Annotated in this window: 7 protein-coding genes; 1 reads left to right on the top strand and 6 read right to left on the bottom strand. The window is 59.4% G+C overall.

The genetic code is table 11. The features are described 5' to 3' along the window. Positions 1-72: 72 nt before the first annotated feature. A complete protein-coding gene (locus ACW9IR_RS28460) occupies positions 73-750 on the bottom strand; it encodes a Crp/Fnr family transcriptional regulator (RefSeq protein WP_457465947.1) in 678 nt (225 codons plus the stop codon). A gap of 84 nt (positions 751-834) precedes the next feature. On the opposite strand from ACW9IR_RS28460, the gene ACW9IR_RS28455 reads away from it, so the two are divergent. Next, entirely contained in the window at positions 835-1,359 is a 525-nt protein-coding gene (locus ACW9IR_RS28455) for an Mpo1 family 2-hydroxy fatty acid dioxygenase (RefSeq protein ID WP_457465945.1), read from the top strand. Between the two features lie 108 nt (positions 1,360-1,467). On the opposite strand, the gene ACW9IR_RS28450 is transcribed toward ACW9IR_RS28455, so the two are convergent. The 5 genes from ACW9IR_RS28450 to oscA all read right to left on the bottom strand — a co-directional run bounded on the left by ACW9IR_RS28450 (position 1,468) and on the right by oscA (position 5,667). Further along, entirely contained in the window at positions 1,468-2,457 is a 990-nt protein-coding gene (locus ACW9IR_RS28450; RefSeq protein WP_457465943.1) for a sulfate/molybdate ABC transporter ATP-binding protein, read from the bottom strand. Between the two features lie 3 nt (positions 2,458-2,460). Continuing rightward, positions 2,461-3,333, bottom strand: a complete 873-nt coding sequence (cysW, locus tag ACW9IR_RS28445) for a sulfate ABC transporter permease subunit CysW (RefSeq protein ID WP_038367233.1) — start codon at positions 3,331-3,333, stop codon at positions 2,461-2,463. A gap of 12 nt (positions 3,334-3,345) precedes the next feature. After that, a complete protein-coding gene (cysT, locus tag ACW9IR_RS28440) occupies positions 3,346-4,164 on the bottom strand; it encodes a sulfate ABC transporter permease subunit CysT (protein WP_038367238.1) in 819 nt (272 codons plus the stop codon). A gap of 173 nt (positions 4,165-4,337) precedes the next feature. Beyond that, positions 4,338-5,351 carry a sulfate ABC transporter substrate-binding protein gene (locus ACW9IR_RS28435; RefSeq protein WP_038367242.1) on the bottom strand — a complete coding sequence of 338 codons (1,014 nt, stop codon included), beginning with the start codon at positions 5,349-5,351 and terminating at the stop codon, positions 4,338-4,340. Positions 5,352-5,484: 133 nt separating this feature from the next. After that, complete coding sequence (gene oscA, locus ACW9IR_RS28430) at positions 5,485-5,667, bottom strand: sulfur starvation response protein OscA (RefSeq protein ID WP_007917682.1); 183 nt, start codon at positions 5,665-5,667, stop codon at positions 5,485-5,487. Positions 5,668-5,872 lie beyond the last annotated feature (205 nt).

Below are 5,872 nucleotides of genomic sequence, written 5' to 3'. Positions count from 1 at the left end.
AGTTGATCAATCTGTGACTGACAGACCGCTATCGCGAGCAGGCTCACTCCTACAATGGATTGTGTGAAGTTCCTAGATCGTGGCCAGGGCGCGCAATCGCGCGGGGTCGAGGATTTCGATCTCGCCATACCCAAGCCCGATAATCCCCTGCCCCTGCAAATCCTTGAGGATCTGGTTGGTGGTCTGCCGCGACAGCGACAGCATCGACGCCAATTGCTCCTGCGGCAGTTGCAGCACCCGGCGTGGCGCGTCGAGTTCGCCGTAGCCTTCGGCGATCATCAGCAAGCGATGAGCCAGACGCGCCGGCGCTGGCAGCAGGCTCAGTTGTTCCAGATTGATAAAGGCCAGGCGCAGTTTGTGGCTCATCAGCAACGCCAGATGTCGCCAGTACACCGGCTGCTCATCGAGCAGTTTCAGCAGCGTCGCCTGCGGAATATTGAGCAACGTGCACGGCCCGACGGCATAGGCGTCATGGGTACGCGGCTGGCCGTCGAACAGGCAGATTTCGCCGAACCAGTGCGGCGCCTCAACCAGACTCAACAGCGCCTCCTTACCCTGCTCACTCACCGCCCCGATGCGCACGGCGCCATCGAGCACCGCGTACAAGCCGCACGGCGCATCACCGCGCTGAAACAAGCGCTGCCCTGCCGTCAGCCGCCGCTCCCGGGCCGCCGCCAACAGACTATCCTGAAAGGACACCGGTAGATGACTGAACCACTGGCCGCTCATCAATCGCGAACGAATTTGCATAAACACTCCTGGATTGTCGCCTGCCTGACAGAGCGAACCCTGATCCCGAGGGATGATGCGATCAACCCTACCGGAGGAACAACAATGAAAAGCCTCGTCGACCATCTCAGTCAATACGCCGCCTACCACCGTGATCCGCGCAACATTGCCAGCCACTTTATCGGCATTCCGCTGATTGTGGTGGCCGTGGCGGTGTTGTTGTCGCGCCCGGAATGGTCGCTGGGCGGGTTGTGGATATCTCCAGCGGTTGTCGTGGCGCTGGCTTCGGCGTGGTTTTACCTGCGACTGGAAGTGAAGCTCGGGGTCTTGATGACCGTGCTGATGGGCTTGTCGGTCTGGGCCGGCCATGTGCTGGCGCAGCAGAGCACCATGGTCTGGCTGAGCAGCGGCCTGGCGATGTTTGTGATCGGCTGGGTGATCCAGTTTGTCGGGCATCACTATGAAGGGCGCAAACCGGCGTTTGTCGATGATGTGTCGGGGCTGATTGTCGGGCCGTTGTTTGTCGTGGCCGAGTTGGCGTTCATGCTTGGGATGCGGCATGAATTGAAAGAACAGATCGAGGCGCGGGCGGGTGTGGTGCGGGTTAATCCGAACCGTGCGGCAATCTAAATCGCATTCGCGAGCAAGCTCGCTCCCACAGTGGACTGGCGCTGAACACAAACTTCATGTCTGACCGAATTCCCTGTGGGAGCGAGCTTGCTCGCGAAGCTTTTGATCTCAAAGGTTGGCGACTTTCTGCCAGACCTTCGGCTTGAAGAACAGGGTCTCACCCTTGGCCAAGCCGATCAGGCTGTCGTGATCTTTCACCACTTCGGCCTCAATCAAATCAGTCTGCCCCTCAACCTTCAACGTCACCCGCGTAGTCGCGCCCAACGGTCGAATATCACGCACCTCAGCCGCATGGTGATCTTCCAGCTCATGCCTGGACAAAGACACCTCATGCGGACGGAACAGCACGTGGTTGTCGTCGCTCAACAGCAAGCGGTTCGAGTCGCCGAGGAAGTGATAAACGAAATCGCTGGCCGGGTTCTCGTAGACGTCGCCCGGTGAGCCGATCTGTTCGATCACGCCCTTGTTCATCACCACGATACGGTCGGCGACTTCCATCGCTTCTTCCTGGTCGTGGGTCACGAACACCGAGGTCAGGTTGATGTCTTCGTGCAGACGCGCCAACCAGCGGCGCAGTTCTTTACGCACCTTGGCATCCAGGGCCCCAAACGGTTCGTCGAGCAGCAGTACTTTCGGTTCGACCGCCAAGGCACGGGCCAGGGCGATACGCTGACGCTGACCACCGGACAACTGCTCCGGATAACGATCCGACAGCCAGTCCAGCTGCACCATGTTCAGCAGTTCGTGGACCTTGGTCGCGATCTGGCTTTCGCTCGGGCGCTGGTTCTTCGGTTTCATGCGCAGGCCGAAGGCGACGTTGTCGAACACGGTCATGTGCCGGAACAACGCGTAGTGCTGGAACACGAAACCGACGTTGCGATCACGCACATCGTGGCCGGAGACGTCTTCACCGTGGAAGACGATGTTGCCGTTATCCGGGGTTTCCAGGCCGGCGATAATCCGCAGCAGGGTGGTCTTGCCGCAGCCCGACGGGCCGAGCAGCGCGACCAGCTCACCGCTGTGGATGTCCAGGCTGATGTTGTCCAGCGCCTTGAAGGCATTGAAATTCTTGCTGACGTTACGCACTTCGATCGACATGAATTATTCCTCCGCGGCGCTGGCGCGCAGGCGGTTGATACGGTTTTCGCTCCACTGCTTGAGCAGCAGGATGAAGAGCGCCAGGATCAGCAACAGGCTCGCCACGGCGAACGCGGCCACGTGGTTGTATTCGTTGTAGAGGATCTCGACGTGCAGCGGCAAGGTGTTGGTCACCCCGCGAATGTGCCCGGAGACCACCGACACCGCACCGAATTCACCCATGGCCCGCGCGGTACACAGCACTACGCCATAGATCAGGCCCCATTTGATATTGGGGACGGTCACGTGCCAGAACATCTGCCAGCCGTTGGCGCCGAGCAGGCGCGCGGCTTCCTCTTCCTGAGTGCCTTGTTCCTGCATCAGCGGGATCAGCTCACGGGCCACGAACGGCACGGTGACGAAAATCGTCGCCAGCACGATGCCCGGCAGGGCGAAGACGATCTGGATGTCGTGATCCTGCAGCCACGGCCCGAACAGACCCTGCGCACCGAACATCAGCACGTAGACCAGACCAGCGATCACCGGCGACACCGAGAACGGCAGGTCGATCAGGGTCACCAGCATGCTCTTGCCGCGGAACGAGTATTTGCTCACGCACCACGCGGCGCTGACCCCGAACACCAGATTCAGCGGTACCGAAATCAGCACGGCGAATACGGTGAGTTTCAGCGCCGACAGTGCATCCGGTTCAAAGATCGCGGTGAAAAATGCGCCGAGGCCATTCTTCAAACCCTGCGATACCACAATGAACAACGGCAGCAGCAGAAACAGGAAAAAGACCAGCCAGCCCAGGCCGATCAGGATTCTGCGCGAAGTGGCGCTGCCACGGCGTGCAGCGTTGGCCGAAGAGGCGGCCGCAATAGACGATTGGGACATGTTCGCGCCTCCTTATGGGGTTTCGATGCGCCGCTGCAGCAAGTTGATCAGCAGCAACAGGACGAAGGAAACCACCAGCATCAGCACGCCGATGGCGGTAGCGCCGGTGTAATCGTATTGGTCGAGTTTGACCATGATCAGCAGCGGCAGGATCTCGGTTTTCATCGGCATGTTGCCGGCGATGAAAATCACCGAACCGTACTCGCCGACGCCTCGCGCGAACGCCAAGGCAAAACCAGTGAGCCAGGCAGGCAACAGCGCCGGGACGAGGATGTGGCGGAACACCTGCAACGGTTTCGCGCCGAGGCACGCGGCAGCTTCTTCGACTTCACGGGGAATGTCGGCCAGCACCGGCTGCACCGTGCGCACCACGAACGGCAGGGTGACGAAGGTCAACGCGAGGGTGATACCCAGCGGGGTATAGGCAATCTTGAAACCGAGATCAGCGGCGAATTGCCCGACCAGACCGGCCGGCGCGTACAGCGCGGTCAACGCGATACCGGCTACGGCGGTCGGCAGGGCGAACGGCAAATCGATCATCGCGTCGATCACCTTGCGCCCCGGGAAGGTGTAGCGCACCAGCACCCAGGCCAGCAGCGTGCCGATGATGCCGTTGATGATCGCGGCACACAGCGCGGTGCCGAAGCTCAGCTTCAACGCGGCCAGCACCCGTGGTGCGGAAATGATCGTCCAGAACTGATCCCAGGTGAGTTGGGCGGCGTGGACGAACATCGCCGCCAGCGGGATAAGCACAATCAGGCTGAGGTACACCAAGGTGTAGCCCAGCGTCAGCCCGAAGCCGGGTATGACGGGGGAGATACGACGCGACATAAAAGTCCTTGGTTAAAAAGCATTCCGCTGAACGCACCAATGTGGGAGCGAGCTTGCTCGCGAAGAGGGAGTATCAGCCAACTCTACGTCGTCTGACACTCCGCTTTCGCGAGCAAGCTCGCTCCCACATTTTCCGCGCCTGGCTTCAGGCTTGATGTGTGGCTGAAGTCAGATTACTGCGCCTGATAAATCTGGTCGAACACGCCACCGTCGTTGAAGAATTTCGGCTGCGCGGTTTTCCAGCCGCCGAAGTCCTTGTCGATGGTCACCAGGTCCAGTTTCGGGAACTGCTGGGCGTACTTGGCAGCTACATCCTTGTCACGCGGACGGTAGAAGTTCTTCGCGGCGATTTCCTGACCGGCCGGGCTGTACAGGTGTTTCAGATACGCTTCGGCGATCTGCTCGTTGCCTTTTTTCTCGGCGTTTTTGTCGACCACGGCCACTGGTGGCTCGGCGAGGATCGACAGCGAAGGCACGACGATGTCGAACTTGTCGGCGCCGCCATCTTCTTTCAGTGCCAGGAACGCTTCGTTTTCCCAGGCCAGCAACACGTCACCCTGCCCGTTGTTGACGAAGGTAATGGTCGAACCGCGTGCACCGGTGTCGAGGATCGGCACGTGCTTGAACAGGGTCTGCACATATTCTTTGGCTTTGGCTTCGTCACCGCCGTTGGCTTTCAGGCCGTAGGCCCAGGCGGCGAGGAAGTTCCAGCGCGCACCGCCGGAGGTTTTCGGGTTCGGGGTGATCACCGAGACATCGTTCTTGACCAGATCGCCCCAGTCCTTGATACCTTTCGGGTTGCCCTTGCGCACCAGGAAGACGATGGTCGAGGTGTACGGCGTGCTCGCTTCCGGCAGACGCTTCTGCCAGTCGGCAGGCAGGGTCTTGCCGAGTTTGGCGATTTCGTCGATGTCACCGGCCAGGGCCAGGGTCACGACGTCAGCGCGCAGACCGTCGATCACCGCACGGCCCTGTTTGCCCGAACCGCCGTGAGATTGCTGGATTTTCACCGTGTCGCCAGCGTGGTCTTTCTGCCAGAACTTGATGAATTCAGCGTTGTAGTCCTGATACAGCTCGCGCGTCGGGTCATACGACACATTGAGCAGTTCGTAATCCTTGGCAACCGCGGAACCGGCAAACACAGCGCTGGCCAAGGCGGCCAAAGCGTAACGGCGAATCGACGACATGGTGAAAGCTCCTGGAATTCTGGTGGTGGCTTTTTCTTATGTATTTCGGAAATCGTGTTGCCGGTTCAAAGATCGCAGCCTTCGGCAGCTCCTGCATAAATCCCCCGTAGGAGCTGCCGCAGGCTGCGATCTTTTAGCCCGGTTGTTTACCCGGTTGCTGCAAACGGAATTTCTCTTTGCGTTCGATCTGCACGACTTGTGCGTTGTGCACAGTGATCTCCACCGCGCCGAAACGCAGATCGCGCAGAGCGCTCTGGATTTCACGCAAGATGGTGCTTTCGTCCTGACCGTCAACGCTGCGAAGGGATGCGCTCATGGTGCTGCTCCTTTGAATGGGATATGCCTGGCAGTGGGCGGCACTGCGTTCGGCGTGGGAGCAATATAAGAGAGGCGCGGATATTCTTAAAAAGACTATTTAAGAATGTTTATATAACTGAAAAACATTATGTGGTGGAGCAAGGGTTTGCAGCCTGTTGAAGCAAAAGATCGCAGCCTTCGGCAGCTCCTACAGGAATTGTGTA

The organism is Pseudomonas sp. SDT291_1_S447, from assembly GCF_054070155.1.
This window is presented reverse-complemented; position numbering and strand designations above follow the sequence as displayed.

What these genes read in the sequence shown, in the direction of transcription:
- ACW9IR_RS28450 (WP_457465943.1), bottom strand. Translation starts at nt 2,457, where the DNA reads ATGTCGATCGAAGTGCGTAACGTCAGCAAGAATTTCAATGCCTTCAAG.
- ACW9IR_RS28455 (WP_457465945.1), top strand. Translation starts at nt 835, where the DNA reads ATGAAAAGCCTCGTCGACCATCTCAGTCAATACGCCGCCTACCACCGT.
- ACW9IR_RS28435 (WP_038367242.1), bottom strand. Translation starts at nt 5,351, where the DNA reads ATGTCGTCGATTCGCCGTTACGCTTTGGCCGCCTTGGCCAGCGCTGTG.
- cysT (WP_038367238.1), bottom strand. Translation starts at nt 4,164, where the DNA reads ATGTCGCGTCGTATCTCCCCCGTCATACCCGGCTTCGGGCTGACGCTG.
- cysW (WP_038367233.1), bottom strand. Translation starts at nt 3,333, where the DNA reads ATGTCCCAATCGTCTATTGCGGCCGCCTCTTCGGCCAACGCTGCACGC.
- ACW9IR_RS28460 (WP_457465947.1), bottom strand. Translation starts at nt 750, where the DNA reads ATGCAAATTCGTTCGCGATTGATGAGCGGCCAGTGGTTCAGTCATCTA.
- oscA (WP_007917682.1), bottom strand. Translation starts at nt 5,667, where the DNA reads ATGAGCGCATCCCTTCGCAGCGTTGACGGTCAGGACGAAAGCACCATC.